This is a genomic window from Paractinoplanes globisporus DSM 43857, assembly GCF_000379645.1.
In the GTDB taxonomy this organism is placed as follows: domain Bacteria; phylum Actinomycetota; class Actinomycetes; order Mycobacteriales; family Micromonosporaceae; genus Actinoplanes; species Actinoplanes globisporus.
In genome coordinates this window covers 62,934-88,749 of the sequence record NZ_KB903306.1, presented here as the reverse complement: position 1 = coordinate 88,749, position 25,816 = coordinate 62,934, and the positions used below count along the sequence as shown (strand labels likewise).

The 25,816-nt window shown below is 70.5% G+C and carries 24 protein-coding genes; 16 read left to right on the top strand and 8 right to left on the bottom strand.

Annotated features, from left to right (window positions below; all coding sequences use genetic code 11):
* Positions 1–8 precede the first annotated feature (8 nt).
* Positions 9–692 (top strand): GOLPH3/VPS74 family protein, encoded by a 684-nt coding sequence (locus tag A3CQ_RS0120655; protein WP_020512854.1) that lies wholly within the window; start codon positions 9–11, stop codon positions 690–692.
* On the opposite strand, the gene A3CQ_RS0120650 is transcribed toward A3CQ_RS0120655, so the two are convergent.
* On the bottom strand, positions 689–2,335 hold the full coding sequence (locus A3CQ_RS0120650; protein ID WP_020512853.1) for a phospho-sugar mutase: 1,647 nt from the start codon (positions 2,333–2,335) through the stop codon (positions 689–691). The two genes, A3CQ_RS0120655 and A3CQ_RS0120650, sit on opposite strands and share 4 nt — an antisense overlap.
* A gap of 29 nt (positions 2,336–2,364) precedes the next feature.
* Positions 2,365–4,272, bottom strand: coding sequence for a serine/threonine-protein kinase (locus tag A3CQ_RS0120645; protein WP_084699156.1), 1,908 nt, complete (start codon positions 4,270–4,272; stop codon positions 2,365–2,367).
* Positions 4,273–4,477: 205 nt separating this feature from the next.
* Here A3CQ_RS0120645 and A3CQ_RS0120640 point away from each other — a divergent pair, with 205 nt between their 5' ends.
* Positions 4,478–6,043: an acyl-CoA mutase large subunit family protein gene (locus A3CQ_RS0120640; protein WP_020512851.1), complete on the top strand. Its 1,566-nt coding sequence runs from the start codon at positions 4,478–4,480 to the stop codon at positions 6,041–6,043.
* 252 nt (positions 6,044–6,295) lie between these two features.
* Positions 6,296–7,552 carry an amidohydrolase gene (locus A3CQ_RS0120635; RefSeq protein ID WP_020512850.1) on the top strand — a complete coding sequence of 419 codons (1,257 nt, stop codon included), beginning with the start codon at positions 6,296–6,298 and terminating at the stop codon, positions 7,550–7,552.
* A gap of 49 nt (positions 7,553–7,601) precedes the next feature.
* Here A3CQ_RS0120635 and A3CQ_RS0120630 read toward each other — a convergent pair whose 3' ends face one another.
* Positions 7,602–8,624: a DUF4349 domain-containing protein gene (locus A3CQ_RS0120630; protein ID WP_020512849.1), complete on the bottom strand. Its 1,023-nt coding sequence runs from the start codon at positions 8,622–8,624 to the stop codon at positions 7,602–7,604.
* 169 nt (positions 8,625–8,793) lie between these two features.
* Between A3CQ_RS0120630 and A3CQ_RS0120625 the strand changes: the two genes are divergently transcribed.
* The 4 genes from A3CQ_RS0120625 to A3CQ_RS0120610 are packed head-to-tail and all read left to right on the top strand — an operon-like array spanning position 8,794 to position 12,179.
* On the top strand, positions 8,794–9,426 hold the full coding sequence (locus A3CQ_RS0120625; protein ID WP_020512848.1) for an MBL fold metallo-hydrolase: 633 nt from the start codon (positions 8,794–8,796) through the stop codon (positions 9,424–9,426).
* A 1-nt stretch (position 9,427) separates the two neighbouring features.
* Positions 9,428–10,345, top strand: a complete 918-nt coding sequence (locus tag A3CQ_RS0120620; RefSeq protein ID WP_026205952.1) for a hypothetical protein — start codon at positions 9,428–9,430, stop codon at positions 10,343–10,345.
* 46 nt (positions 10,346–10,391) lie between these two features.
* Positions 10,392–11,129 carry an SCO6745 family protein gene (locus A3CQ_RS0120615; RefSeq protein ID WP_026205951.1) on the top strand — a complete coding sequence of 246 codons (738 nt, stop codon included), beginning with the start codon at positions 10,392–10,394 and terminating at the stop codon, positions 11,127–11,129.
* Positions 11,130–11,186: 57 nt separating this feature from the next.
* Positions 11,187–12,179, top strand: a complete 993-nt coding sequence (locus A3CQ_RS0120610) for a GNAT family N-acetyltransferase (RefSeq protein ID WP_020512845.1) — start codon at positions 11,187–11,189, stop codon at positions 12,177–12,179.
* On the opposite strand, the gene A3CQ_RS0120605 is transcribed toward A3CQ_RS0120610, so the two are convergent.
* Positions 12,163–12,624: a gamma-glutamylcyclotransferase gene (locus tag A3CQ_RS0120605; RefSeq protein ID WP_026205950.1), complete on the bottom strand. Its 462-nt coding sequence runs from the start codon at positions 12,622–12,624 to the stop codon at positions 12,163–12,165. The genes A3CQ_RS0120610 and A3CQ_RS0120605 overlap by 17 nt on opposite strands.
* 85 nt (positions 12,625–12,709) lie before the next feature.
* Here A3CQ_RS0120605 and A3CQ_RS0120600 point away from each other — a divergent pair, with 85 nt between their 5' ends.
* The gene (locus A3CQ_RS0120600; RefSeq protein WP_020512843.1) at positions 12,710–14,110 is read left to right on the top strand and encodes an NAD(P)H-quinone dehydrogenase; all 1,401 of its coding nucleotides are present in this window, start codon (positions 12,710–12,712) and stop codon (positions 14,108–14,110) included.
* On the opposite strand, the gene A3CQ_RS0120595 is transcribed toward A3CQ_RS0120600, so the two are convergent.
* On the bottom strand, positions 14,040–14,798 hold the full coding sequence (locus A3CQ_RS0120595) for a DedA family protein (protein ID WP_020512842.1): 759 nt from the start codon (positions 14,796–14,798) through the stop codon (positions 14,040–14,042). The genes A3CQ_RS0120600 and A3CQ_RS0120595 overlap by 71 nt on opposite strands.
* A gap of 370 nt (positions 14,799–15,168) precedes the next feature.
* Here A3CQ_RS0120595 and A3CQ_RS0120590 point away from each other — a divergent pair, with 370 nt between their 5' ends.
* Genes A3CQ_RS0120590 through A3CQ_RS0120570 form a run of 5 tightly spaced genes read left to right on the top strand, consistent with a single transcriptional unit; the run spans position 15,169 to position 19,834 of the window.
* On the top strand, positions 15,169–16,743 hold the full coding sequence (locus tag A3CQ_RS0120590) for a circularly permuted type 2 ATP-grasp protein (RefSeq protein ID WP_020512841.1): 1,575 nt from the start codon (positions 15,169–15,171) through the stop codon (positions 16,741–16,743).
* Entirely contained in the window at positions 16,737–17,675 is a 939-nt protein-coding gene (locus A3CQ_RS0120585; RefSeq protein WP_020512840.1) for an alpha-E domain-containing protein, read from the top strand. Before A3CQ_RS0120590 ends, A3CQ_RS0120585 begins: the two co-directional genes overlap by 7 nt.
* Positions 17,672–18,529, top strand: a complete 858-nt coding sequence (locus tag A3CQ_RS0120580) for a transglutaminase family protein (protein WP_245577288.1) — start codon at positions 17,672–17,674, stop codon at positions 18,527–18,529. Before A3CQ_RS0120585 ends, A3CQ_RS0120580 begins: the two co-directional genes overlap by 4 nt.
* Before the next feature lie 5 nt (positions 18,530–18,534).
* Positions 18,535–19,077 carry a GNAT family N-acetyltransferase gene (locus A3CQ_RS0120575; RefSeq protein ID WP_020512838.1) on the top strand — a complete coding sequence of 181 codons (543 nt, stop codon included), beginning with the start codon at positions 18,535–18,537 and terminating at the stop codon, positions 19,075–19,077.
* A 37-nt stretch (positions 19,078–19,114) separates the two neighbouring features.
* The gene (locus tag A3CQ_RS0120570; RefSeq protein ID WP_020512837.1) at positions 19,115–19,834 is read left to right on the top strand and encodes a TetR/AcrR family transcriptional regulator; all 720 of its coding nucleotides are present in this window, start codon (positions 19,115–19,117) and stop codon (positions 19,832–19,834) included.
* A 4-nt stretch (positions 19,835–19,838) separates the two neighbouring features.
* Here A3CQ_RS0120570 and A3CQ_RS0120565 read toward each other — a convergent pair whose 3' ends face one another.
* Entirely contained in the window at positions 19,839–21,581 is a 1,743-nt protein-coding gene (locus A3CQ_RS0120565) for an acetyl/propionyl/methylcrotonyl-CoA carboxylase subunit alpha (protein WP_026205949.1), read from the bottom strand.
* 59 nt (positions 21,582–21,640) lie between these two features.
* On the opposite strand from A3CQ_RS0120565, the gene A3CQ_RS0120560 reads away from it, so the two are divergent.
* From A3CQ_RS0120560 to A3CQ_RS0120550, 3 genes are read left to right on the top strand one after another with little or no spacing between them, the layout of a single operon-like run.
* Positions 21,641–22,195: a PadR family transcriptional regulator gene (locus tag A3CQ_RS0120560; protein WP_020512835.1), complete on the top strand. Its 555-nt coding sequence runs from the start codon at positions 21,641–21,643 to the stop codon at positions 22,193–22,195.
* A 32-nt stretch (positions 22,196–22,227) separates the two neighbouring features.
* Positions 22,228–23,172, top strand: a complete 945-nt coding sequence (locus tag A3CQ_RS0120555) for a daunorubicin resistance protein DrrA family ABC transporter ATP-binding protein (RefSeq protein ID WP_026205948.1) — start codon at positions 22,228–22,230, stop codon at positions 23,170–23,172.
* A gap of 3 nt (positions 23,173–23,175) precedes the next feature.
* Positions 23,176–23,931 (top strand): ABC transporter permease, encoded by a 756-nt coding sequence (locus A3CQ_RS0120550; RefSeq protein ID WP_020512833.1) that lies wholly within the window; start codon positions 23,176–23,178, stop codon positions 23,929–23,931.
* An 86-nt stretch (positions 23,932–24,017) separates the two neighbouring features.
* Here A3CQ_RS0120550 and A3CQ_RS0120545 read toward each other — a convergent pair whose 3' ends face one another.
* Positions 24,018–24,632 carry a Maf family protein gene (locus A3CQ_RS0120545; RefSeq protein ID WP_026205947.1) on the bottom strand — a complete coding sequence of 205 codons (615 nt, stop codon included), beginning with the start codon at positions 24,630–24,632 and terminating at the stop codon, positions 24,018–24,020.
* A 73-nt stretch (positions 24,633–24,705) separates the two neighbouring features.
* Positions 24,706–25,806, bottom strand: coding sequence for a type VII secretion-associated serine protease mycosin (gene mycP, locus A3CQ_RS59230; RefSeq protein WP_157296118.1), 1,101 nt, complete (start codon positions 25,804–25,806; stop codon positions 24,706–24,708).
* Positions 25,807–25,816 lie beyond the last annotated feature (10 nt).

Below are 25,816 nucleotides of genomic sequence, written 5' to 3'. Positions count from 1 at the left end.
TGCGTCCCATGACCTCCATTCCGCTCGCCGAGGAACTGCTCCTCCTCGCCTATGACGATCAGACCGGCAAGGCGACCGGCTCCCGTATCGGGCTCGACCTCGGGATGTCCGCGGCCGTGCTGGTCGATCTCGCGCTGGCGGGGCGGATCGCGTACGTCGACGGCTACCTGAAGGTGCTCGACCCGACCCCGATCGGCGACCCGATCGCCGACTCGGTGCTGGCCAAGGCCGCCGGGGACGAGCCGCACACGCCGAGCCAGTGGGTGCAGCGCCTGCGGCACCGCCTGCGCACCCGCGTCCTGGAAGACCTGGTCTCCCGGGGCGTGGTGCAGGACGTGGACGAGACCCAGATGGAGTTCATCCACGTCCACCGGTACCCGACCACCGACCCGGCCTACGAGGCCGAGATCCGGCGGCGCCTGGCCGAGGCGCTGACCGGCGACAGCACGTGCGACGAGCGGACGGCCGCGCTGGCCACCCTGCTGGTCGCGTGCCGTATGGAGCCGGCGCTGCGCCTGCCGTCCGAGGAGTCGGCGCGGGCGCACCAGCGGCTCGAGCAGATCGCCGCGGGCGCCGGTTTCTCCGGTTCCGCCGATCTGGAAGATTCCGTGGTGCGCCCGTCCGTGGCGCTCGTCGTGTACACGCTGGGCAAGGCCATCTCGGCCGCCCTGGGAGCCCCGAAACCCGTCTAGACCCCGAGTGCGGCGGCCACTTCCTGGCGGAGGACGTTCAGGGCGGCCGCCGCGCGGGTCCGGACCGCCGCCACGTCACCCTCGGTGACTGGTTCGACCATTTCCAGGTACGCCTTGAGCTTGGGCTCGGTGCCGGAGGGACGGATGACGACCCGGGCCGCGGCGGTCCGGATGGTCAGCACATCGTTCTCGGGGAGCAGGTCGTCGACGGCCGTCACCGGGGCGCCCAGCAGCGTCGCCGGCGGCCGCTGCCGGGCCCGGCCCATGGCCGCCCCGATCTCGGCGAGGTCGTCGACGCGTACCGAGAGCTGGTCGGTGGCGTGCACGCCGAACTCGGCCGCCAGCTCGTCCAGCCGGTCGGTGAGCGTCCGCCCGGACTCCATGAGCCCCGCCGCCAGCTCCGCGGCCGTCAGCGCGGCCGTGATGCCGTCCTTGTCGCGCACCAGGTCCGGCGCCACGCAGTAGCCGAGCGCCTCCTCGTAGCCGAAGGCGAGATCCTCGGCGGCCCGCACGATCCACTTGAAGCCGGTGAGCGTCTCGGCGTAGGGCACGCCGCGGGCCGCGCAGAGCCGCCCGAGCAGCTGCGACGAGACGATCGTGGTCGCGTACGTGCCCGGGATGCCGCGCCGGATCAGGTGATCGGCGAGCAGCACGCCGAGCTCGTCGCCGCGCAGCGCCCGCCAGTTGCCGTCCCCGGTCGGGATGGCCAGCGCGCACCGGTCGGCGTCCGGGTCGTTGGCGACGGCGAGGTCGGCGTTGCAGGCCTTGGCCAGCGCCAGCAGCCGGTCCATCGCTCCCGGCTCCTCCGGGTTGGGGAAGGAGACCGTCGGGAACTCGGGGTCGGGATCGGACTGCTCGCTCACCGGCACCGGCACGCCGAACCCGGCCGCGGCGAACGCGGCGGCCAGCGTGCCGCCACCGACGCCGTGCAGCGGGGTGTACACCACGGTCAGGTCGCGCGGGCCGCCCGGGGTGAGCACGTTGGCGGCGCTCTGCACGTACCCCTGAACGATCTTCTCGTCGAGGAGCGTGCCCGGGACGCCCAGCCGGACCCCGGCGGTCGGCCCGACCGCCCGGATGGCCGCCTCGATGCCGGCGTCGGCCGGGGGGACGATCTGCGCGCCGTTGCCGCCCGGCCCGCCGAGCTGCCGTCCCAGGTAGACCTTGTAGCCGTTGTCCTGCGGCGGGTTGTGGCTGGCCGTGACCATCACGCCGGCCACCGCGTCGAGGGCGCGCACCGCGTACGCGAGCACCGGCGTCGGCAGCGTCGAGGGCATGACCAGCGCCTCGCGACCGGCGCCGGTGGCCACCCGGGCGGTGCGCTCGGCGAAGTCCCGGGAGCCGTACCGGGCGTCGTACCCGACCACCAGCGGGCCGTCGCCACCCTGCTCGGCGAGCCAGGCCACCAGCCCGGCCGCCGCCCGCGTGACCACCGCGAGGTTCATCCCGTTCGGACCGGCCCGCAGCCGGCCGCGCAGTCCGGCCGTGCCGAAGGTGAGCGGCCCGGAGAACCGGTCGCGCAGCTCCTCGGCTGTGCCGGGCAGTCCGTCGATCAGCTCGCGCAGCTCGGCCCGGGTCGCCGGATCGGGATCGTCGGCGAGCCAGGCCTCGGCTTGTACACGTACTTCGTCGTCAGGCGCCATCTGGGATTGATAGCACGTGCCCGGGATGGTCAGGCGGCCGACAGGGTGTAAGTCTTGACCATCTCGTCGAAGATCGGCTTGCTGTCGGCGAACTGCGCCTCGGTCGAGGTCATGTAGAACGAGAACGCCTTGCCGCCGGTCACCACCGCGCCCCACAGGCCGTGCCGGGCCGCGTCGCCGCTGCCGCACGTGTACTCCAGGACCGCGCCGGCCTTACCGGAGATGGTGGTCTTGGTGAGGTTGACCCGGGCGTACGGCTTCGGGCAGCTCGTCGACTTCGTCTTCAGCGTGTTCTCCGCGATGCCGAGGAACTTGGTCGGCTCGGCGGTCGATTTCTCCACCAGGATGCGGACCTTGTGCTTGGCGTCCTTGGGGTCGACGTAGTCCACCCAGTCGCCGCTCGCCTTGCGGGTCCAGCCCTTCGGCACCTGCACCGAGATGCCCCGGTCGTTGTACTGCTGGGTGTCGAAGGGTGGCGCCGCCGCCTGGGTCGCGGTCGGCTGCGCGGCGTTCGTCGCCGGAGGCTTGTCGCCACCGCCGCCGGTCAGGCTGATCAGCAGCACCAGCACGATCACCACGGCGAGCGCGCCGCCGCCGGCGATCAGCTGCTTGTTGCGCGGCCAGCCCTTGAACGTCTCGACCGCCCGGCCGGTGGTGGCCTTGGCCGAGCCGATCGCGTTGCCGATCATCGCCTTGCGCTTGGCCCCGGGGCTGCTCACCAGGGTGCCGCCGCCCATCGCGGCGCGGGCGCCGTTCCAGGCCTCGCGCGGGGGCAGGACGTTCGTCGGGTCGGCGCCGTGGGCGGCCGGCATGAAGCCGGTCGGCGAGCCGGGCATCTGCGTGTCGCCGGGCTCGGGGGCGCGCCGCCTGCCGCCGGCGTTGTTCTGCTGGAGCTTGGCCAGGTGGTCGGTGAGCGACTCGCCGGGGGCGAGCATGGCCCGGCCGCCGATCTGTCCGCTCGGCTGCGGCGGCAGCGGCTGGGTCTCGGCCGGCATGGCCGGCGGGCGCTGCGCGGGGACCACGGAGTACGGGTCGGTCGCCATGTGCGGCGGGCTCGTGCTGGCCAGCGGGCCGGCCAGCTGCTGCCGGAGCATGGTGCGCGCGGTCAGCACGTCCATCCGCCGGTTCGGGTCCTTTTCCAGCAGACCCATCAGCACCGGGGTGAGCGAGCCGGCCCGCACGGCCGGGGCCGGCGGGTCCTCCACCACGGCGTGCATGGTCTCGATCGGGTCGCCCTTGTCGAACGGCGGGCGGCCCTCGACCGCGGTGAACAGCGTGACGCCCAGCGAGAACAGGTCGCTCGGCGGGCCGAAGTCGCTGCCCATGGCCCGCTCGGGCGAGATGAAATGCGGCGAGCCGAGCACCATGCCGGGCGTGGTGAGCTGCACGTCGGTGGGCATCCGGGCGACACCGAAGTCGGTGAGCACGCAGCGGCCGTCCGAGCAGATCAGCACGTTCGCCGGCTTCACGTCGCGGTGCAGCACGCCGTGCGCGTGCGCCACCTCGAGCGCGCCGAGCAGCGCTATGCCGATCTTGGCGACGACGCGCGGGGTGACCGGGCCGTCCTCGATCACCATGTCGGCGAGGCTGCGCGCGTCGAGCAGCTCCATCACGATCCACGGACGGCCGTTCTCGTGCACGACGTCGTAGACCTGCACCACCGCCGGGTGCTGGAGCGCGGCCGCGGCACGGGCCTCGCGCATGGTTCGTTCGTACATGGCGTCGCGGTCGCTGGGGGCCAGGCCGGGCGGGAGGATGACCTCCTTCACGGCCACGTCACGGCGCAGCAGCGTGTCCGCCGCACGCCAGACCGTGCCCATGCCACCGTGCCCCACCGCTGCGCGCAGCGTGTACCGCCCGCCGATGAGCGTGCCCGGGGCTGCGCGTCCGCTGGTGGGAGCGGTGTTGCCGCCGCTCCACGTCGGAATCTGAGTCACTGAGGATGCCACCGAGGGGATGTAGGGGCTGTCGACCAACCCCGCTATCTTGCCGGTTGGACACCCTCATTTGAAAGTCGCGACGCCGACGTTCCTGTGAACTCGACCGACCGTGACCAGGAAACCGCGCTGAGTGGGGATTATCGGACTCTCTGTGCAAAATCCCTCACGCTTGCGGCCTGAACGAAGCCTTAGGATCACGCATGTGAACGCAGAGTCGGGTTTCGAGATCAAACCGGTCTACCGTCCCGAGGACGTGCCCGCGGGCGTGCCCATCGGCGAGCCGGGCGAGTACCCGTACACCCGCGGCGTCTATCCGACGATGTACACCAAGCGCCCCTGGACCATGCGGCAGTACGCGGGCTTCGGCACCGCCGCCGAGTCCAACGCCCGCTATCACCAGCTGCTCGCGGCCGGCACGATGGGCCTGTCGGTGGCGTTCGACCTGCCCACCCAGATGGGGTACGACTCGGACGACCCGATCGCGCACGGCGAGGTCGGCAAGGTCGGGGTGGCGATCGACTCGATCGACGACATGCGGCAGCTGTTCGCGGGCATCCCGCTCGATCAGGTCTCGACCTCGATGACGATCAACGCGCCCGGCTCGGTCCTGCTCCTGCTCTACCAGCTCGTGGCCGAGGAGCACGGGGTGCCGGGCGGCGCGCTGCAGGGCACGATCCAGAACGACATCCTCAAGGAGTACATCGCCCGCGGCACGTACATCTTCCCGCCGAAGCCCTCGCTGCGGCTGGTCGCGGACACCTTCGCGTACTGCCGGGCGGAGATCCCGAAGTGGAACACGATCTCCATCTCGGGCTATCACATGGCCGAGGCGGGCGCCACGCCGGCGCAGGAGATCGCGTTCACGCTGGCCAACGGCATCGAGTACGTCCGGGCCGCGCTCGCCGCCGGTCTCGCCGTCGACGATTTCGGGCCCCGGCTGTCGTTCTTCTTCGTGGCTCGGACCACGCTGCTCGAGGAGATCGCCAAGTTCCGCGCGGCCCGCCGGATGTGGGCCCGGATCATGCGGGACGAGTTCGGGGCGAAGGATCCGAAGTCGCTGATGCTGCGCTTCCACACGCAGACGGCGGGCGTGCAGCTCACCGCCCAGCAGCCCGAGGTCAATCTGGTACGGGTGGCGATCCAGGCGCTCGGCGCGGTGGCCGGGGGCACCCAGTCGCTGCACACCAACGCGTACGACGAGGCGATCGCCCTGCCCACCGAGAAGTCGGCCCGGCTCGCGCTGCGCACCCAGCAGGTTCTGGCCTACGAGAGCGGCCTGACCGGCACGGTCGACCCGTTCGCCGGCTCGTACGCGATCGAGGCGATGACCGACGAGGTGGAGGCGGAGGCGACTCGGCTGATCGAGCGGGTCTTCTCCTACGGCTCGGCGGTCGACGCGATCGAGCAGGGCTTCCAGAAGGAGCAGATCGAGACGTCGGCTTACCAGATCGCCAACGAGATCGACTCCGGGGATCGGGTCGTGGTGGGTGTGAATCGCTTCACCATGGACGCGGAGGAACGGTACGAACCACTACGAGTCGACCCCGCGATCGAGGCCGCGCAGGTCGCTCGTCTCGCCGAACTCCGGGCGAACCGGGACGGATCGGCCGTCGAGACCGCACTGGCGGATTTGGCGAAGGCCGCCCAAGGAACCGAGAACGTCCTACCGTTGATGAAAGAGGCGTTGCGGCTCCGTGCCACCGTTGGCGAGGTATGCCACACGCTGCGTGGCGTATGGGGCGTCTACCACCCGGTGGAGCGTTTCTGAGTCGGACTCGTGGTGTGGGTCATCACCTCCACGATCCGTTACACGTTGTAGGAGGTGAAGGGATAGATGCTGCGCAGGGACGACACCCCGAGCATCTTCCGCACCTTCACCGAAAGCTCTTATCAGGGCATTCGTGACCCAACGCTACCCAGCGTGCACGGGATTGATGTTGCACAGCGTCACCAAAATGGGTCTAAGCTGTCGCGCGTCGCCAGAACACGACAAACCTTCGAGAGCGATACGGAAACCGACGTGACTACTACTCTGACGGCTCCCGCGGAGCCTTCATCGGAGTGGCCCGGGCCGCTGCCCGGCGCCGAGCCCCTGCCCGGCCAGCTCGACCGCTGGCTCGCCGCTCGCGGCGCGGAGCTCGTAGCGATTCGTCGGCACATTCACTCCCACCCCGAGCGATCCCACCAGGAGTTCGAGACCGCCGCGCTGATCGCCCGCGAGCTGGCCGTCGCCGGCCTGTCCCCGCGCCTGCTGCCCAAGGGCAACGGCGTGATCTGCGACATCGGCGAGGGCGACCGGGTCGTGGCGTTCCGCGCCGACCTCGACGCGCTGCCCCTGCAGGACCTCAAGGACGTGCCCTACCGCTCGACCGTCGACGGGGTGGCGCACGCCTGCGGGCACGACGTGCACACCACGGTGCTGCTCGGGCTCGGCCTGGCCCTGGCCCAGCTGGCCGAGCAGGGCAAGCTGCCCGGCCGGGTGCGGCTCATCTTCCAGCCGGCCGAGGAGAGCATCCCGTCCGGCGCGCCCGAGGTGGTCGCGGCCGGCGCGCTCAAGGACGTCGCCGCCATCTACGCCCTGCACTGCTACCCGCAGTTGCCGGCCGGCCTGGTCGGGGTCCGCTCCGGCCCGTTCACCGCGGCCGCCGACATCGTCAAGGTCAAGCTGACCGGCCCCGGCGGGCACACCGCCCGGCCGCACCTGACCGCCGACCTGGTGCACGCGCTGGGCCGGGTCGTGGTCGATGTGCCGGCCATGCTCGACCGGCGGATCGACCCGCGGGCCGGGGTCTCGATGGTGTGGGGCTCGGTGCACGCGGGCGAGGCGTTCAACGCGATCCCCGGCGAGGGCCAGGCCAGCGGCACGGTCCGCATCCTGAGCCGGGAGGCCTGGCGGGAGGCGCCCGAGCTGATCACCCAGCTGATCCGCGACGTGGTGGCGCCGACCGGCGCGCAGGCCGAGATCACCTACCAGCGCGGCATGCCCCCGGTGATCAACGATCGGATGGCCACCGCGGTCATCGCGGGCGCGGCCGGCGCCGCGCTCGGCGCCGACCGGGTCGTCGAGGCCGAGATCAGCATGGGCGGCGAGGACTTCTCGTTCTACCTCGACCACGTGCCGGGCGCGATGATCCGGCTCGGGACCGGGGTGCCGGGCTCCGACAAGCGGTTCGACCTGCACCAGGGCAGCTTCGACGTGAACGAGGACAGCATCGGCTACGGCGTGCGCGTCTTCGTGCACACCGCGCTGGCGGCGCTGTCCACGGGCGCCTTCTAGACAGTTGGCGGAACGGCCCGCGGCGTCGTCGCCGCGGGCCGTTTCGTTGTTACGGCTTGCCGGTTTCGTCCGGCGGGTCGGCGGAAGCCGGGGGACCGGCGGGTGCCGGCGGGCCGGCGGGTGCCGGCGGCGCCGAGGTTGGCGGTGTGGTCTCGGCCGAGCGCGATGACGAGTAGGCCGGCAGCGGCGGGCCTGCCGGAGCCATCGCCGGCCGTGGCGTCAGTCGGCCCTTCCCGAAGCGGCGGTACAGGTAGAAGCCGGCCCACACCGGCAGCGCCAGCGCGATGATCCACGGCAGCAGCGCGCCCAGCACGGTGAGCACCACCTTGAGCGAGGCCAGCAGCGCGTGCCAGCCCGCGGTCAGGCCGCCCACGAAGCCGCCGGGGTTGTCCTCCTTCGGCTTCGGGGCCGGGGCGGTCGGGGCCAGGAACGTCACGGTGATGGTGGACAGGGCCGTGAGGTCGGCCAGGCGGCGCTTCTTGGCCTGCAGCGACGCCAGGTCGGACTCCCGGGTCGCCACCTCCTTCTCCAGCATCACCAGGTCGTTCAGCGACTTGGCCTGGGCCAGCAGCTTGCGTCCACTGTCCACCCTGGCCTGCTGCACGAGGATGCGAGCGTCCAGGTCGACGGTCTCCTCGGTGACGTCCTCCGTGTTGATCTCGCGGTGTTCCTCCTTGCCCAGCCGGGCCAGCTGGTCGACCACGGCGGTGAACTTGTCGGCGGGGATCCGCAACGTCAGGGTCGCGGTGTCCGAGCCGCCGTCGCCGGTGGTGCGGTTGTCCGAGCCGATGAAGCCGCCGGCCGTGGTCGCGATGCCGGTGGCTTGGCCGGCGGCGGCGTTGACGCTGTCCTTGGCGCGCACCGAGATGCTGCCGCGGTAGATGATCGATCGTTGGTCGACGCTGAGGTCCGGCGCCTGCGCGGGCTGGTCCTTGGCGGTGCCGGCGTCCTGCTGGGCGACCTCGGGGGCCGCGGCGCCGCCCTCGGCGCGTTGCGGTGCCGCCGCCTTGTCGGCCGCGCTGCCGGAGCTGGACGAGTTGTCGGAGGCGCCGGCGCCGCATCCGGACAGCAAAGCCCCCGCGACTATCGCGGAGGCGATGATATATGTCGTTCTCCTATGGGTTGCACGCACTGTTTTCTCCCATCCCCGTTCGGGCGTGCACCTGGGACGTACGGCGCACGTTTCCCGGTTCCGGCAGACTGCGTGGTAAGCGGTTACGAATCGGCAGCGGAGGAGTCCCGTGCGCATCACGAAGTTCACGCATTCCTGCGTCCGGCTCGTCGGCGACGGAGTGCTGGTCGTCGATCCGGGCGAGTTCAGCGAGCGGTCCGCGCTGGATGGCGCCGACGCCGTGCTGATCACCCACGAGCATTCCGACCACCTCGACGTGGCCGCGTTGACCGAGGCGGTCTCGCGCCGTCCGGGCCTGCGCGTCTTCGCCCACGCCGGCGTGCTTCCCAAGCTCGCCGCCTTCGGCGACATCGCGTCCGCGGTGGGTCCGGGTGAGAGTTTCGAGGCGGCCGGTTTTGCCGTACGCACGTACGGCGGCCAGCACGCGCTGATCCACCCGGACATTCCGCGAGTCGCGAACCTGGCGTATCTCGTCGGCGACGACGGCACGAACGTCTACCACCCCGGCGACTCGTTCACCGTCCCGGAGGACACGGTCGTGGACACCTTGTTCGTCCCGTTGAATGCTCCGTGGATGAAGCTCATGGAGTCGATCGATTTCGTCCGGGCGGTCAAGCCCGGTCGCGCCTTCGCGCTGCACGACGCGCTGCTCAACCCGACCGGCGCGAAGGTCTCCGACGGCCACCTCGCCCGCCTCGGCGGCACGAGCTACGCGCACGTCGCGCCCGAGACCACGATCTGACGTGCCGAGCATGACCGACGAGCTGATCCAGCGGCTCTACGAGGAGCCGCCGGACGGCTTCGTGGCGGCCCGGACCGCCGCGATCAACGAGGCGAAGCAGACCGGCGACCGGGACGCGGCCAAGCGTCTGGCGGCGCTGAAGAAGCCGACCGTGGCCGCGTGGGTGGTCAACCTGCTGGCGTTGCGCCGGCCCGACCTGATCGAGCAGCTGGTCGACCTGTCCACGGCCCTGCGCGACGCGCAGCGCGGCCTCGACGGCGACCAGCTGCGCGAGCTGAACGCGCAGCGCCGGCAGGTGGTGTCGGCGCTGGTCGGCGCGGCCCGCAAGCTGGCGCTGGAGGCCGAGCCGGGCGCGAAGCTGCCGCTCGGCGAGGTGGAGGCGACGCTGACCGCGGCGATGGCCGAGCCGTCGATCGCGGCCCAGGTGCGCACCGGGCGGCTGATCCGGTCCGCCACCTACGCCGGCTTCGGCGAGGTGCCCCGCCCCCGGCTGCGGCTGGTCACCGACGACACCGACCTCGAGGATGACGCAGAGGTGGAGGTCGACGACAGCGCCGAGGTCGTGGAGTTCCCGACGCAGTCATCGCGGGAGCGGCAGGCCGCCGAGCGCCGCCGTCGCGAGTTCGAGCAGCGCCGCCGGGAGCTGAAGCGCGAGCTGAGCGCCGCGCAGGCCGCCGAGCGCCGGGCCGACGAGCAACTCGAACGCGCGGAGGCGGCCGAGCGCGACGCCGGCCACCTGGTCGACGACCTAGATGCCGAGCTCGCCGAGCTGGAACGACGGCGCACCGAGGCCCAGGCCGACGTGGCCCGCCGCAAGCAGGCCCGCCGCAACGCCGAGCGGGAAACTGCCGCGGCCCGTCGTCAGGTCGGCGACGTCCAGGCGGCTCTGGAGGATCTTGAATCGGGCGAGCCCGATTGACTCGTGAAATTTTTCATCTCAGTCCGGGGGGAGCACAATCTCCGGGGTGACCCCCGAACAGGCTGCCGCCAACGCCATGACGGGACTCGCCACGATCGTCGGTGCCTTCGCCGAGTCACCGCAGACGCTGCGCCGCGCGCGGCTGCTGGGGCTCTCCGGCTGGGCGTACCACGTGTCGGCGCGGGCCGGTGCGCTCGGCGAGGTACGACCCGAGACCGTGGCCGCGACCATCGGCTTCATCGCCCCCGAGGCCGTCATCGACGGCTGGGAGTCGACCGCGAAGACGTCGGCGCCCATGGAGGTGGCGACCTGGCACCTGCACGAGCTGTGCAAGTGGGGCATCGAGCAGATCGGCGGCTTCCCCCGCCTCGGCCGGCTGCTCGAGCTGGCCGGCCGGGTGGTGGACGCGGTCGACCACGCCGCGCTGCCGCTGTTCGCCGCGTGGCGGGCGATGCCGGTGCCCGATCAGGCGCCCGGCGCGCGGGCCGCGGTGACCCTGCACCTGCTGCACGAGCACCGGCTCGGCGTGCACCTGGTCGCCGTGCGGGCCAGCGGGCTCACCCCGTTGCAGGCGATCATCGCGGGGCCCGAGGGCGAGACCGGGGCGGTCGCGTTCGGCTGGCAGCCGCCCTACCCGCCGGCCGGGCCGATCGTGCGACGGCTGATCTGGGCCGACTCGGTGGCCGACGCGCTGGCCGGGCAGGCGTACGCGGCGCTCGACATGACCGAGCGCATCGAGCTGGTCGGCTTGCTCGAGTCCCTGAGCCAGCGCCTGGCCCGCTGATCTTTGTCGAAAGGAAACTCGCTCGACCCCGGAGCGGGTTCGTGGTCCGATGCCCAGATGACCGTCGCCGCGAGGACCGCGCTGCCCGAGGGGTGGACCACGCGCCGCCCGACGCTCGACGACATCCCCGAGATCCTGGCGTTGGTGCACGCCAGCGACATCGCGGCCATCGGCGAGCCCGACTTCACGGCCGACGAGGTGCGCGAGCGGCTCACCGACGCGAATACCGACATGAGCGTCGACAGCTGGCTCGCGCTCGACGAGGCGGGCGCCATCGTCGGCTGGACCTTCCCGAGCAACATGACCGGCGGCGACCGCGACTTCCTCGAGGTGTTCGTGCACCCCGAGCGCGGCCGCCCGGCGATGCGCCCGCTGCTCGCCCTGGTCATGAACCGGATGACCGAGCGGGCCGCCCTGCTCGGCCACCAGCGGTACGAGGTGCGCGCCGGGGCGATCCCCGCCGAGCAGCACTACATCGACGCGCTCACCGAGGCCGGCTTCGTCTTCCACCGGCAGCACGCCCGCATGCGGATGCCGCTCGACGGCGTGTCGCCCACCCCGCCCGAGCCGCCGGCCGGGGCGATCGTGCGCCCGGTCCGGGGCGACGACGAGGACGACATGCGCGCCCTGCACGCCGTGATCGAGGAGGCGTTCCGCGACACCGACCACTTCGCGGTCGACTATCCGACCTGGCGGGAGCAGATCGCGAACGAGCCGTCGGTGTCGTACGACGAGTGGTTCGTCGCCGAGGTGGACGGCCGGGTCGTCGGGTCGCTCCAGTCGTCCGATTCCGGGATCGACGACAACGAGGGCTGGGTGAAACGTCTCGCGGTGCTCGGGGCGTACCGGAAAAGGGGTTTGGGTGAGGCTCTGCTGCGGCGGGCCTTCGCGGTCTATGCGGCGAAGGGTCGCTCGCACGCGGGCCTCGGCGTGGATCTCGCGAACCCCACCGAGGCCGTGCGCCTCTATCTCGCGGTCGGCCTGACGCCGCTGTACCGCGCGAACATCTACCGCACCTACGTGACCGCGGGGGTCAGATCTCCGGCGTAGAGGTGGCGCTCGGCCGGTGGCGCAGGTCGTCGACGTAGTCGTCGGGCGCGCCGGCCTTCTCGGCCGCGTTGGCGATCTCGGAGAGATACCACGCGGTCGGCAGGCCACCCTCGTACCCGTCGTACACGTACACCCACGCGCTGAGGTCGCCCTCGAGGGTGGAAACACGCACGGTGAGCTTCTGGTACGCCCCCGCAGTCACCCCCTCGACCTCGTCGAGCTGTGACGCATCCCACGGATGCACGTCGTAGAGGGATACGAAGACCCGGTCACCCGGCGACTCGGCGATCGTGGTGACCGCGCCCTCCCAGCCCATTTGCCCCTCGCCGGCGAAGGTCAGTCGCCAGCCTTCGATCCACCCGACACCGACCATGGGCGAGTGCGGGCAGTAGGCCCGCATGCGGGCCGGGTCGAGGTTTGAGCCATACGCGGCGTAATGACGCACGGCGATGACGATAGCCGGATACCACCGTCGTGGAGAATAAAAGAGTGCGTGTCGGCACAGTTGCGTTGTTACAGAGGGGAACGTCGTGAGTCGGATCGTGATCATCGGTGGGGGCCCGGGTGGGTATGAGGCGGCCCTGGTCGCCGCCCAACTCGACGCGGAGGTGACCCTCGTCGAGGCCGACGGGCCCGGGGGCGCGTGCGTGCTGACCGACTGCGTTCCGTCGAAAACGTTCATCGCGAGCTCCGAGGTGATGACGGGTTACCGGCACAACGACCGGTTCGGTATCCGCTCGGCCGGCCTCGACGGCGTCACGGTCGACGCCGTGGCGGTGAACAACCGGGTGAAGAAACTGGCCCTGGCCCAGTCCGCCGACATCCAGGCCAAGCTGGTCAAGGCGGGCGTCGAGGTCATCCACGGCCGGGCCCTGCTCGGCGAGGACACCCTCGGCCACACCCACCAGGTGCTCGTGATGCCCGTCGAGGGGGAGATCTTCTCGATCGAGGCGTCGACCGTGCTGCTCGCGACCGGCGCCACCCCGCGGGTGCTGCCCACCGCCAAGCCGGACGGCGTCCGCATCCTCGACTGGCGGCAGGTCTACGACCTCACCGAGCTCCCCGAGCACCTCGTGGTGATCGGCTCCGGCGTGACCGGCGCTGAGTTCGCCAGCGCGTACCTGGCGATGGGCACGAAGGTCACGCTGGTCTCCAGCCGCGAGCGGGTCATGCCGCACGAGGACGCCGACGCGGCGATGGCCATCGAGCGGGTGTTCCGCGAGCGCGGCATGACGATCCTCAACCAGTCTCGCGCCGAGTCGGTGGTGAACACCGGTGACGGCGTCCTGGTCACGCTCTCCGACGGCCGCACGGTCGAGGGCTCGCACGCGCTGATGGCGGTCGGCGCGATCCCGAACACCGACAAGCTCGGCCTCCGCGAGTACGGCGTCGACGTCGGCCCCGGTGGATACCTCACGGTCGACCGGGTGTCGCGCACCAACGTGCCCGGCATCTACGGGGCCGGCGACTGCACGGGCGTGCTGCCGCTGGCCAGCGTCGCCGCCATGCAGGGCCGGATAGCGATCTGGCACGCGATGGGCGAGGCGGTGGCGCCACTGCGGCTGCGCACGGTCTCGGCCAACGTCTTCACCGACCCCGAGCTGGCCACCGTCGGCGTCTCGCAGAACGAGGTGGACTCCGGCCGCACCCCGGCCCGTCAGGTGATGCTGCCGCTGACCGGCAACGCGCGGGCCAAGATGGCCGACCTGCACGACGGTTTCGTGAAGCTGTTCTGCCGGCCGGCGACCGGTCAGATCGTCGGCGGCGTGGTGGTGGCGCCGAAGGCGAGCGAGCTGATCCTGCCGATCACCATGGCGATCGAGAACAACCTGACGGTGGACCAGCTGGCCCACACCATCACTATCTACCCGTCGTTGTCGGGGTCGATCGCGGAAGCTGCTCGTCAGCTGATGCAGCACGAGCCGCAATGACGTCGGCCTCGGCGGCTGCTCCCGCGGCCGCGATGCTCACGGCCAGCTCGGCGTCGGCCTCTTTGCGGCCGCCGAACAGGGCGAGGATCCAGCCGGCGGTGCCGAAGACGACCGCGGCGGTGGCGGCGATCGCGAACAGCCGCCACGCCGACTGGGTGATGGCCGTGCCGCCGACGTGACCGACCAGGCCGCCGTAACCCGCCCAGCACAGCGCGGCGGCACCGTCGTAGAGCGCGAAGAGCTTGACCGGGTAACCCGTGCGACCGGCGTGAAAACCGGCGGCCATGCGGCCGCCGGGGACGAATCGGCACAGCAGCAGCACGAGAGGCCCCGGACGGCGCAGCCCCCGGGTGAAGCGGATGGCGGCCTTGCGCGTCTTGGACTGCTCGCGCGGGGCGTCGTCGTGTCGCGGGGCGAAGCGGGCGCGCAGGGCGCCGAGCCGGCCGCGGCCCACCTGCCCGGTCGAGCGGCCCAGCAGGAACGCGATCGAGTCGCCGGCGAACATGCCGGCCGCGCCGATGAGGATGACCACCGGGAGATCGAGGTTCCCGTAGACGGTGAGCGCGCCCGACGTGATCATGATCGCCTGAACCGGGACCACCGGAATCATCGCGTCGATCGTGAGGAAGCCGAACAGCGCCAGGTATGCCCACACCGGGGTGGCCATCATGGTCAGCAATTCGGTCATCGGTCTTGCCACCTCACGGCTTCGGGGCTCGCCCCATTCTTGATCGGGGTACCTGAGAATGTGCTGTGTTACAGCATGCGCCCTGATCAGACCCCGGCCGCGGTGATAACGGACACGGTATCGTCCCGATCTCATAGCGGAATCGGCGCCGGTTATTTCCCCTGATTTCACCCCGCGGGACGGCGCGAGTTTTTCGCTCGCCTCTCGCGGGCGTACGGTTTGAGTGCCAGTGACGCCGGGTCCCCCGTTCTCGGCGTCCTGGCCCAGGGCCGTCGGTAGGTCCCGTACCGACGGCCCGCCCCCCGCCCGGGGTTGACGGGCACATTTCCCGTGTTACCGGCCCGCAATGAGCCACGCGTAGGTTCCTCGCATGGCGGATCTTTTCGAGGAGTACCGCCTCGGCCCCGGCTGGGACGAGATGTTCAGCGAGCTGGGCATGCCCCGCCCGAGCTACGAGGCGCTGCACGCGACCCTCCAGCCGTTGTCCAGCGGTGAGCTGGGCACCCGGGCCGAGGTGCTGGCGCGGGCGTTCCTCGACCAGGGCATCACGTTCGCGCTCAAGGGCGTCGAGCGACCCTTTCCGCTCGACATCGTGCCGCGCATCATCGCCGCCGCCGAGTGGCGCGCGGTCGAGCTCGGCGTGGCCCAGCGCATCCGGGCGCTCGAGGCGTTCCTCGCCGACGTGTACGGGACCGGCCAGGTGCTCGCCGACGGCGTGGTGCCCAGGCGCATCATCGCGACCAGCGCCCACTTCCTGCGTGCGGCGGCCGGCATCAACCCGCCCAACGGCGTGCGCATCCACGTCGCCGGCGTCGACCTGATCCGCGACGAACAGGGCACGTTCCGTGTCCTCGAGGACAACGTGCGCATCCCGTCCGGGGTGAGCTACGTCATGGAGAACCGGCGGGCCATGGCCCAGGTGCTGCCTGAGGTCTTCGCGGCCACCCGCATCCTGCCGGTCGAGAGCTATCCGGCCATGCTGCTGCGGGCGCTGCGGGCCGCCGCGCCGGTCGGGGTGAGCGACCCGACCGTGGTCGTGCTCAGCCCCGGCGTCTACAACTCGGCGTACTTCGAGCACGCGCTGATCGCCCGGGAGATGGGCGTCGAACTGGTCGAGGGCCGCGACCTGGTCTGCGTCGGCAACGACGTGGCGATGCGCACCACGGCCGGCGAGCAGCGGGTCGACGTCATCTATCGGCGCATCGACGACGACTTCCTCGATCCGGTGCACTTCCGGGCCGACTCGGTGATCGGGGTGGCCGGCCTGCTCAACGCGGCGCGGGCCGGGCGGGTCACGATCGCCAACGCGGTCGGCAACGGGGTGGCCGACGACAAGCTGCTCTACACGTACGTGCCCGACCTGATCCGGTACTACCTCAACGAGGAGCCGCTGCTGCCCAACGTCGACACGTACCGGCTGGACGAGCCCGGCGTGCTGGATCACGTGCTACCCCGGCTCGACGAGCTCGTGCTGAAACCGGTGGACGGCGCGGGCGGCGCGGGCATCGTGATCGGCTCGCAGGCTTCGTCGCGCGACCTGGACGGCGTACGCGCGAAGATTGTGGAAAATCCCCGCGGGTGGATCGCCCAGCGCGAGGTGAAGCTCTCGATGGTGCCCACGCTGATCGGCAACCGGCTGCGTGGCCGGCACGTCGACCTGCGGCCGTTCGCGGTCAACGACGGCGAGAAGATCTGGGTCCTGCCCGGCGGCCTCACCCGGGTCGCGCTGCCCGAGGGCGCGCTGGTGGTCAACTCCAGCCAGGGCGGCGGCTCGAAGGACACGTGGGTGCTCGCGGGCGACGACGACGTGGTGCCGTTCGAGCTGCCCTACCTGCCGGTCACGCCGGACCCCCTGCCGGCGGCCGCGAGCCCCGACCTCGGCCCCGGCGCCTCGGGCGACCAGGAGCAGCAGCAACAGCAGCAACAGGGGAGGTTGTCGTGCTGAGCCGCATCGCGGAGTCGCTCTACTGGATCGGCCGGTACGTCGAGCGGGCCGAGGACACCGCCCGCATCCTCGACGTGCACCTGCAGCGGATGCTCGCCGACCCGTGGACGCAGGAGGACTCGGCCTGCCGCTCGCTGCTCGCGGTGATGGGCATGCCGACCGCCGACGGCCCGTTCACGTCGGCCCAGATCGTCGGGCTGCTCGGGCTCGACGACCGCAACCCCTCGTCGGTGGTCGGCGCGCTGGCCGCGGCCCGGGAGAACGCTCGCGGCTCCCGCGAGACCGTCTCCTCCGAGATGTGGGAGTGCCTGAACTCGACCTGGCACGGCCTGCCCAACGCCCGGCGCCGGGTCGAGCAGCAGGGGGTGCACACGTTCTTCCGCTGGGTGCGGGAGCGCTGCGCGGTGATGGCCGGGCTGACCGACGCGACGATGAGCCGCGACGAGGGCTGGCTGTTCCTGGTGCTCGGCCGCAGTGTCGAGCGGGTCGACATGACCGCGCGGCTGCTGCGCACCCACGAGCGAGCCGGCGGCAGCATCCCGTCCTGGATGACGCTGTTGCGCTCCAGCGGGGCCTGGGAGACCTTTTTGCGTACGTATCGGGGCGCGCTCGACGATCGGCACGCGGCCGAGTTCCTGCTGCTCGACCGGCTGTTCCCGCGCTCGGTCTTCGCGGCGCTCTCGACCGCCGAGGGCTGTCTGTCCGATCTGGAGCCCGACCCCGGCCGGGCCGGCGTGGCCACCGACGCGCAGCGCATCGTCGGGCGGGCCCGCACGAACCTCGAGTTCCGCGGCGCCGACGAGCTGATCGGCGAGATGTCGTCGGTGCTGGCCAGCCTCGAGAAGACGTGTTCGCAGGTCAACGAGGCGGTCTCCCGTCGGTACTTCCGGCAGACGTCGGCGGTTAACTGGGTGCGAGGGGCGGTCGCGTGACTGTGGACTCTTGGCGACTGCGGATTCAGCACAAGAGCGGTTTCGACTACGCGGGGCCGGTCACGTCGTCGTACAACGAGGCCCGCATGTGGCCGCGCAACGAGACCCGGCAGGCGGTGCTCGACGCCCGGGTCGAGGTGTGGCCGCCGGCCCGGACGTACCGCTACGAGGACTACTGGGGCACCGTCGTCACCGCGTTCGACGTGCACGCCAAGCACGAGGCGCTCACCGTCACCGCGACGTCCACGGTGGAGACTCTTCCTCCCGGCGACCTGGTCTCCAACGGCTTCGTGTGGGAGGCGCTGAGCCGCCCGGAGAACGTCGACCGCTGGTACGAGCTGCTGCTGCCGACCCAGCGCACCGGCCTCGACGACGGGCTGCGCGAGATCGTGGCCGACATCAAGGCCGCGCACGCCACCCCGCACGCGGCGGCGCTCGGGGTCTGCGAGTTCGTGCGGGGCGAGGTGACCTACCAGCCGGGCGCGACCGGGGTGCAGAGCGACGCGCTGCACGCGTGGAAGCAGCGCAAGGGCGTCTGCCAGGACATCAGCCACCTCACCGTGGGCATGCTGCGCGAGATGGGCCTGCCGGCCCGGTACGTCTCGGGCTACCTGCACCCGTCGCCGTCGGCCGCGATCGGCGACAGCGTCGTGGGGCAGAGCCACGCCTGGATCGAGTGGTGGGCCGGGCGGTGGACGGCGTTCGATCCGACCAACGGGGTGCCGGTCGGGGAGCGTCACGTCGTGGTCGGGCGCGGACGGGAGTACGGCGACGTGCCGCCACTCAAGGGTGTCTACGCCGGACCGCAGAGCACCGGGCAGGGCGTCGAGGTGACCATCACTCGCCTACGCTGAGGCGCGTGCCCGCTCTGATCCCGCCGACGGTCGACGTCCACGCCTCGTTCCTGCGCGCCATCGAAGAACATCGCGCCGAGGGCCGGGGACTGCCCGCCGACCAGACGAACATCGGCATGTACATCCGGACGTACGACGGCATCTGGGAGTCCTTGGAGGGGTTTTCCCGGTTTGTCGCTGACGTTCGCGCGCAGGAGCGGGAGGACACCCCGCGGCCGCCCGGCTTCGTGCCGACCACGTCGCTGTGGTGGGTGGAGGGCGACGAGTACCTGGGCCGGCTCGGCATCCGGCATCGGCTGGCTCCCGGCCAGATCGGCGAGCGCAACGGCCACATCGGGTACGACGTCCGCCCGTCGGCGAGGCGGCGGGGTCACGCCGCGGCGATGCTGGCCGCCGCCCTGCCGATCGCGGGGTCCCTGGGGCTGCCACAGGTCCTCATCACCTGCGACCACGACAACGAGGCGTCCCGCCGCACGATCGAGCGCAATGGCGGCGTCCTGCACGATCGCCTCGACGAGAAGCTCCGGTACTGGCTGCCCACGGCCTGACCGGCTCATCTTGTCAGTGGCAAGTTAGGATCGGCCCATGCCGAGGCCGACCTACCACCACGGCGACCTGCGCCGGGCCCTGCTCGCCGCCGTCGAGGAAGCGATCACCGAGAACGGCGTCGCCGCCCTGAGCATGCGGGATCTCGCCCGCCGTGCCGGTGTCTCGCACGCCGCGCCGACCCATCACTTCGCCGACAAGGCGGGGCTGCTCACGGCGTTCGCGACCGAGGGGTTCGAGCAGCTGGCCCGGGCGCTGGCCACCTCTCGGTTGGCAAGTAACAGCTTTGTGGAGCTCGGGGTCACCTATATCCGCTTCGCGGTGACCCGGCGGGCGATGTTCGAGGTCATGTTCCGCACCGATCTGTACCACGCGGACGACCCGGACCTGCTCGCGGCGCGGGGCAAGGCCGCCGACGCCCTTTACGCCGCCGTCTCCGACCTCCCGGACGCCATCCTGGCCGCGCCCGCTGCCCGCCCGGCCGCCGCGCCCGCCGCCGGCCCGGCCGCCGCGCCCGCTGCCCGCCCGGCCGCTGTGCCCGCCGCCGGCCCGGCCGCTGTGCCCGCTGCTCGCCCGGCCAAGCCCGGCACCGCCCAGACCGCCCCGCCCGAGGTGCGCACCGCGGGCCTGGCCGCCTGGTCGATGGCGCACGGTTTCGCGACTCTGTGGCTGACCGGCGCCTTCCCCGACCGCGACCTGGACCCCGCCGATGCGGCCCGGCACCTTTTCACCGAGCTGAGCCGCGATCACGCCCCCTGAGCGATCAGTCGATCGTGCAGATCACCGCACCGGCGGTGACCGTGGCGCCGACCTCGACCGCCAGGCCCGCGACCGTGCCCGACTTGTGAGCCTGCAGGGGTTGCTCCATCTTCATCGCCTCGACCACGACGATCGTGTCGCCTTCCTGCACCTCGTCGCCGTCGGAGACCGCGACCTTCACGATCGTGCCCTGCATCGGGGCGGTCAGCGCCGCGCCGCCGGCCGCCGCCGTGGCCTGGCCGCCCGAGCGCCGTGCCGCCGGACGCGGGGCCGTGCTTCCCCCCGTACCGGCGAAAAGGGTTTTGGGAAGACTCACCTCGAGGCGCCGGCCGCCCACCTCGACCACGACGGTCTCGCGTTCGGCGGACGCCGGCGTGCCGGAGGCCGCCGCGAACGGGGGCACCCCGCCGGACCACTCGGTCTCGATCCATCGGGTGTGGACGGTGAACGGCTCGGCCGTGAACGCCGGATCGCGCACCACGGCCCGGTGGAACGGCAGAACCGTGGCGATGCCCTCGACCACCGTCTCGTCGAGGACGCGGCGGGAGCGTTCGAGCGCTTCCTCGCGGGTCGCGCCGAACACGATGATCTTTGCCAGCAGGGAGTCGAAGTTTCCGCCGATGACGCTGCCCGACTCGACGCCCGCGTCGACCCGCACGCCGGGGCCGCTCGGCCAGGTCAGCGACGTGACCGTGCCGGGTGCGGGCAGGAAGCCGCGGCCCGGATCTTCCCCGTTGATGCGGAACTCGATCGCGTGGCCGCGGGGGATCGGGTCGTCGGTGATGGCGAGGACGGCGCCGTCGGCGATGCGGAACTGCTCGCGCACCAGATCGAGGCCGGCGGTTTCCTCGCTGACCGGGTGCTCGACCTGGAGCCGGGTGTTGACCTCGAGGAACGAGATGGTGCCGTCCTGGCCGACCAGGTATTCCACCGTGCCGGCGCCGTGGTACCCCGCCTCGCGGCAGATCGCCTTGGCGCTCGTGTGGATCTGGGCGCGCTGCTCGTCGGTGAGGAACGGGGCCGGCGCCTCCTCGACCAGCTTTTGGTGGCGGCGCTGCAGGGAACAGTCGCGGGTGCCGACCACCACGACGTTGCCGTGCGTGTCAGCCAGGACCTGGGCCTCGACGTGGCGGGGACGATCGAGATAGCGCTCGACGAAGCACTCGCCACGCCCGAACGCGGCCACCGCCTCGCGGACCGCGCTCTCGAACAGGGACGGGATCTCGTCGAGGGTGCGCGCCACCTTGAGACCCCGGCCACCGCCGCCGAATGCCGCCTTGATCGCCACGGGCAGGCCGTGCTCCTGTGCGAAAGCGATGATCTCGCCGGCGTCGGCCACCGGCTCGGCCGTGCCGGCCACCAGCGGCGCGCCCGCGCGCTGCGCGATGTGCCGGGCGGTGACCTTGTCGCCGAGGTCGCGGATCGTCTGCGGGGTCGGGCCGATCCAGGTGAGGCCGGCGTCGAGCACGGCCTGGGCGAACTCGGCGTTCTCGGAGAGGAAGCCGTAACCGGGGTGCACCGCGTCGGCGCCACTGCGGGCGGCGACGTCGAGCAGCTTGTCGACGCGCAGATAGCTGTCGGCCGCGGTGTCGCCACCCAGCGCGAACGCCTCGTCGGCCAGCCGGGCGGGCAGGCCGTCGCGGTCGCTGTCGGCATAGACGGCGACGCTGGCGAGACCCGCGTCCTGACAGGCCCGGATGACCCGGACGGCGATCTCGCCCCGGTTGGCGATCAATACCTTGCGCACGGCCTGAGCTTAGTGCCCGGGACCGACAGTTCTACTCTTAAGTAGTGTCCGCTACGCGCATGATGATCCTCGGACTGGTGCAGTGGATGCAGCCCGTCCACGGCTACGACGTGCGGCGCGAGCTGCTCAGTTGGAGCGCGGACAAATGGGCCAACGTGCAGCCGGGCTCGATTTATCACGCGCTGCGCAAGCTCAGCGAGGAGGGCCTGCTCCGCGAGGTCTCGACCGAGCAGGTGGGCGGCCGCCCGGCCCGTACGACGTACGAGATCACCGAGAAGGGAAGGGCCGAGTTCCAGACGCTGCTGCGCGGCAACTGGTGGCACGTCGACAACCCGCCCGACTCGTTCATGGCGGCGTTCGCCTTCCTGCCGGCCCTGCCCCGCGAGGAAGCCGCGGCCGCGCTGCGCAACCGGGCGATCCAGTTGCGGGCCGGCGTGCAACAACTGGAGGCGGCCACCCAGGCGGAATGGCTCGACAAGAAGCCGGTCTATGTCGCGTGGATGTGGGAGCTGACGATCGCCCGGTCGGAGGCGGAGATCGCCTGGTGCGAGCGGACGGCCAAGCGGATCGAATCGGGCGAGCCCTACATGACCGGGTTTGACAATCAAGTTTGACTAGTAAAACTTGAACATCGTACGCTGCCCGCATGATAGAGACTCGCGGGTTGCGCAAGTCGTTCACATCGCGCCAGGGGCGTGAGAAAAAGACCGTCGAGGCCGTCCGTGGTGTGGACCTCGACGTCGCCGAGGGGGAGATCTTCGGGTTTCTCGGGCCGAACGGGGCCGGCAAGACCACCACGCTGCGCATGCTCGCCACGCTGATCGAGCCCGACGGCGGCACCGCCACGATCGCCGGGGCCGACCTGCGCCGCGATCCGGCCGAGGTGCGCCGCCGGATCGGCTACGTCGCGCAGGGCGGCAGCACCTGGGACGATTCGACCGCGCGCGAGGAGCTGGTGCTCCAGGCGCGCCTCTACGGCGCGAGCAAGGCGTCGGCCCAGGCCCGTGCCGCGAGCGTTCTCGAGGGCTTTCAATTGATCGAGTACGCGGACAGAAAGTGCAAGACCTACTCGGGCGGGCAGCGTCGACGGGTCGACATCGCGCTCGGCATCATCCACGAGCCGAAGGTCGTCTTCCTGGACGAGCCCACCACCGGCCTCGATCCGCAGAGCCGCGCGCACATGTGGGAAGAGATCCGCCGTCTGCGTGCGGAGGGCATGACGGTCTTCATCACCACGCACTACCTCGACGAGGCCGACGCGCTCTGCGACCGGATCTCCATCATGGACAACGGAGAGATCGTCGCCTCCGGTACGCCTTCTTCTTTGAAGCGTGAGATCTCCGGGGACGTCGTCCGCGTCGGTTTGCCGGTGGACGCCGTGGCTGCCGCGGCTTCCGCTTTGGCGGCTTACAAAATTGAGTCGTACGACGACAGCGTGCGCCTCTATGTGGAGGACGGCGCGGTGGCGATCCCGCAGATCCTGCGCGCCCTCGACGCGGCCGGCGTGCCGCTGGGCACGATCGAGCTGCACCGCCCGAGCCTCGACGACGTCTTCCTGACCAAGACCGGCCGATCACTGCGGGAGAGCTGACCCATGAAGCTGTTGCGCGACACCTCGCTGATCTTCCAACGGCAGATGCAGCTGCTCCTCCGCAATCCGGTGTGGATCTTCGTCGGCGTCTTCCAGCCGGTGATGTACCTGCTTCTGTTCGCCCCGCTCCTCAAGCCCGCGCTCCAAGTGAGCTCCAACGCCGAGGCGTACGAAATCTTCGTGCCTGGTCTTTTGGTCTTGCTGGCGATTTTCGGGGGTCTGTTCCAGGGCTTCGGCCTGATCGCCGAACTGCGCGCCGGCGTGATCGAGCGTTCTCGGGTGACGCCGGTCAGCCGCCTCGCGCTGCTGCTCGGGCGCTCGCTGCGCGACGTGGTCTCGCTGATCGCCCAGGCGGTCATCATCACCCTGCTGGCGCTGGTCTTCGACCTGCGCGTGTTCATCGGGAACCTGCTGCTGGCCTACCTGATGCTGGCGCTGATCTCGCTGATGACCTCGGCGCTGAGCTATGGCGTGGCGCTCGCGGTGAAGAGCGAGGACGCGCTGGCGCCGCTGATGAACACGGTCGCCCAGCCGGTGCTGCTGCTTTCGGGGATTCTGCTGCCGCTGACGTTCGCGCCCGGCTGGCTGCAGGGGATCGCCGACTGGAACCCGTTCTCCTGGGCGGTCGACGGGACGCGCGCGCTGTTCCGCGGCGACCTGGGCTCGCCGGATGTCTGGCAGGGCCTGATCATCATGGCCGTGCTGGCCGCGGCGGCGGTGGCGTGGGCGGCGCGGATGTTCGCCCGGAGCGTGCGCTGACGATTTTCCGGTGCACCTGGTCGGTTCGTCGTTTCGCGTTCTGGCGGACCGATCGGGTGTGCTTTATTTGACCGCCCGGATGCTGATCAGGCGCGCCAGAGCGCCGTGATCGACACGTCCATTTCGATGAGCAGTTTGCGCAGCAGGGGTAGCGACAGCCCGATGACGTTGCCCGGATCGCCCTCGATCCGCTCGACGAACGCCGCCCCGCGCCCGTCGATCGTGAACGACCCGGCCACGTTGAGCGGCTCCTCGCTGGCGACGTAGGCCGCGATCTCCGCATCGGTGATGTCCGAGAAGTGCACCACGGTCGTCCCGACGGCCTCGGCCTGCCGCCCGCTCACCAATCCGGTCACGTGGTGCCCGGTGTGCAACACTCCCGACCGCCCGCGCATCATCTCCCAGCGCTTCGCGGCTTCCTCGGCGTTGGCCGGCTTCCCAAAGATCTGCCCATCGAACGCGAGCACCGAGTCACACCCCAGCACCAGAATCCCCGGGTCCGGCGGCAGCTCGGCCGCGATCGCCCGCGCCTTCATCCGCGCCAGTGCCAGGCAAAGCTCATAAGCATCCGCCGCCTCGACAACGGACTCATCCACCCCGCTGACCATCACCTCGGCGTCAATCCCCGCAGCGCTGAGCAGAGCCCGCCGAGCCGGACTGGCCGAAGCCAAGACAAGCCGGTAGTCGATGTCGTTTCCCACGCCCCCGAGGCTACAAGCCCCACCCACCCCGAAACAGCACAGAACCGCGCGTTTCGGCGCGAAGTTTCCCCCCTCAGCCCCTGCGCCGCCGCTGCCGAAGAACAACCAGAGCGACAAGTCCCCCCGCCACCACAAGCCCCACCAACACCCCAAGAACCAACGGCGTGCTGCTAGAAGCCGGCGCAGCCTCAGGCACCGCCCCACCCGTAGTAGCCCCCGGATCGATATACCCCGGCTTAGTGCCCTCATCCGCAGTAGCCGAAGCAGGAGCCGCAGCGGACGCGGTGCTGTTCTGAAGCGGCGCCACCTCGGCGGTAAGCGCCTTGACGATATTCAACTCGCCGTATCCGCATTGGTCGTCGCGCCCAGGCGCACCTATGTCGTCCGCGGTGGCCTCTAGACGATGAATAACTTCGGGTCCGGAAATATTGGGAAACTTTGCGCGCACTAGGGCGGCGGCACCCGCGACGATAGGAGCGGAGACGGATGTTCCGTCAACGTCCGCATATCTATCCTTGGGCTCGGCGGTGGTTATGTCCTTGCCGGGCGCGCAAATATCAACCCTATTGTCGACGACGGAAAAGGATGCGTGTTTTCCGTTCCTATCGGTTGACCCAACAGCAAGGACGCCATCCAACGCCGCCGGATAGTCCATGATGGCTTGTTTGCTGTAATTTCCGGCCGCAACTACGACGACGACGTCTTCGTCGATCGCAGCGTTGACGGCATCGGTCAGATCGTCAGCCGGACCCGTCCCTGCGGATATATTGATAACCTTCGCGCCGTTATCTGCTGCCCAGCCTATACCTCTCGCCATTGCTTCGAGGGAAAACTGGTTCCCGTCGTTGGCAGCCTTGATCGGCAGAATTTTGGATGCCGGCGCAATTCCGAGTGCCCCGTCAGTGCTGTTCTTTCCGTGGGCAGCGACGAGTGCAGCCACGTTGGTACCATGGCCATCCTGATCCGCTCGTCCGTCTCCTTTTCCTCCCGGCAAGAGATTTACGCCTGCCAGAAGATTTCGTTGGAGATCGGGATGCGGGTAAACCCCGGTGTCGATTACGGCAACAGTTACGCCGGATCCCTTGCTGATGGAGTGGGCCTGGTCGACGTTCAGGCTTTTTAGATACCACTCATCATTGCGGACGCTATCCGCATACGCGGGAGCGGTCGGCACCGTGATGGCT

Coding starts and splice junctions, on each gene's coding strand:
- A3CQ_RS0120570 (WP_020512837.1), top strand. CDS start 19,115: ATGCCGAGGCCGACCTACCACCACGGCGACCTGCGCCGGGCCCTGCTC.
- A3CQ_RS0120590 (WP_020512841.1), top strand. CDS start 15,169: ATGGCGGATCTTTTCGAGGAGTACCGCCTCGGCCCCGGCTGGGACGAG.
- A3CQ_RS0120555 (WP_026205948.1), top strand. CDS start 22,228: ATGATAGAGACTCGCGGGTTGCGCAAGTCGTTCACATCGCGCCAGGGG.
- A3CQ_RS0120560 (WP_020512835.1), top strand. CDS start 21,641: ATGATGATCCTCGGACTGGTGCAGTGGATGCAGCCCGTCCACGGCTAC.
- A3CQ_RS0120610 (WP_020512845.1), top strand. CDS start 11,187: ATGACCGTCGCCGCGAGGACCGCGCTGCCCGAGGGGTGGACCACGCGC.
- A3CQ_RS0120655 (WP_020512854.1), top strand. CDS start 9: ATGACCTCCATTCCGCTCGCCGAGGAACTGCTCCTCCTCGCCTATGAC.
- A3CQ_RS0120650 (WP_020512853.1), bottom strand. CDS start 2,335: ATGGCGCCTGACGACGAAGTACGTGTACAAGCCGAGGCCTGGCTCGCC.
- A3CQ_RS0120595 (WP_020512842.1), bottom strand. CDS start 14,798: ATGACCGAATTGCTGACCATGATGGCCACCCCGGTGTGGGCATACCTG.
- A3CQ_RS0120550 (WP_020512833.1), top strand. CDS start 23,176: ATGAAGCTGTTGCGCGACACCTCGCTGATCTTCCAACGGCAGATGCAG.